The sequence below is a fragment of the Sporolituus thermophilus DSM 23256 genome (assembly GCF_900102435.1).
Lineage (GTDB): Bacteria > Bacillota > Negativicutes > Sporomusales > Thermosinaceae > Thermosinus > Thermosinus thermophilus.
The window spans coordinates 1-1,213 of record NZ_FNBU01000049.1 but is presented as its reverse complement, the minus strand read 5'-3'; the positions used below and the strand labels follow the sequence as shown (position 1 = coordinate 1,213).

Here is a 1,213-nt window from a genome sequence, read left to right as displayed (position 1 = left end):
GGTTCATTGTAAAATGAAATGCAACAGCAAAAGATGAAAAAAGGACTCCCACGTAGAATTCCGGTATGATGAGGGGACTCAATCCAAACCATACAGGAGGGTTCTGCCATGGAAGTCCAAGAACAGTGTACCACATCTGCACGGTCTTTTGAACACCTAAATGCCTATGAGCGCGGAATTATCAAAGCACTTTTGGGTGAGAAGCGCTCAATACGCTATATAGCACGGCAACTTGGCCGTCATCCAAGTACGATTTCACGCGAAATTAAGCGGGGTACAGTTAAGCAGCGACGCTCCGACCTTACTGAATATGAGGCATACTACCCCGAAACGGGACAAGCAGTATACGAAAAGAACCGCTCAGCCTGTGTTAAACAATTTAAAGTCGCTGAGGCAGCTGAGTTTTTAGAGTTTGCCGAAACCAAGATGCTTGAAGAAAAGTGGTCTCCTGATGCTATTGTCGGCTATTGCCGGCAATGCCAAGAGTGGCAGCAGCAAGTCATCGTATCTACCAAAACCCTTTATAACTATATCGATCAAGGGCTGCTGCGCATACGTAACATCGATTTACCGCTCAAGGTTCGCCGCAGACCAGGAAAACGAACCGCCAAACAGCGCAAACGCGTCCTTGGGGCAAGTATTGACGAACGGCCAGAAGAAATCAACAGCCGTGAGGAGTTTGGACATTGGGAAATCGATACAGTCGCAGGCAAACGCTCTGGCGACGGAGTACTACTCACAATGACTGAGCGTAAAACGCGGGCGGAGATTATTATCCCCCTTGCCGCCAAAACCAGCATTTCTGTAATAGATGCTCTTAAGCAAGTTGAAGAACAATTTGGCGACCTTTTTCCGAAAGTGTTTAAGACGTTCACTGCCGATAACGGGTCGGAGTTTGCCGAACTGGACGCATTTTTAAAGAGCCATAACACCAGCGTATACTTTGCTCATCCCTATTCTTCCTTTGAGAGAGGCACGAATGAACGCCATAACGGTCTCATCCGCCGATTTATCCCCAAAGGGACCAGCATAGCAGCTTTGGCTGCCTCTGTCATTCAGCGTATTCAGAATTGGTGTAATCATCTGCCTCGCAAAATACTCGGCTATAAAACTCCTCAGCAATGCTTTGACGAGGAACTGGCCCAAATTTCTTGATAGCCTCTTTATATACCGTTAATTTTACAGGGTGTTGCATTTGCTATTGCAATTTAGA

At 46.7% G+C, this 1,213-nt stretch carries 1 protein-coding gene; it reads left to right on the top strand.

Translation table 11 applies throughout. The features are described 5' to 3' along the window. The first annotated feature begins 108 nt into the window (after positions 1–108). Positions 109–1,155 carry an IS30 family transposase gene (locus BLQ99_RS14690; RefSeq protein ID WP_093692258.1) on the top strand — a complete coding sequence of 349 codons (1,047 nt, stop codon included), beginning with the start codon at positions 109–111 and terminating at the stop codon, positions 1,153–1,155. The last annotated feature ends 58 nt before the right edge of the window (positions 1,156–1,213 follow it).

Coding starts and splice junctions, on each gene's coding strand:
- BLQ99_RS14690 (WP_093692258.1), top strand. CDS start 109: ATGGAAGTCCAAGAACAGTGTACCACATCTGCACGGTCTTTTGAACAC.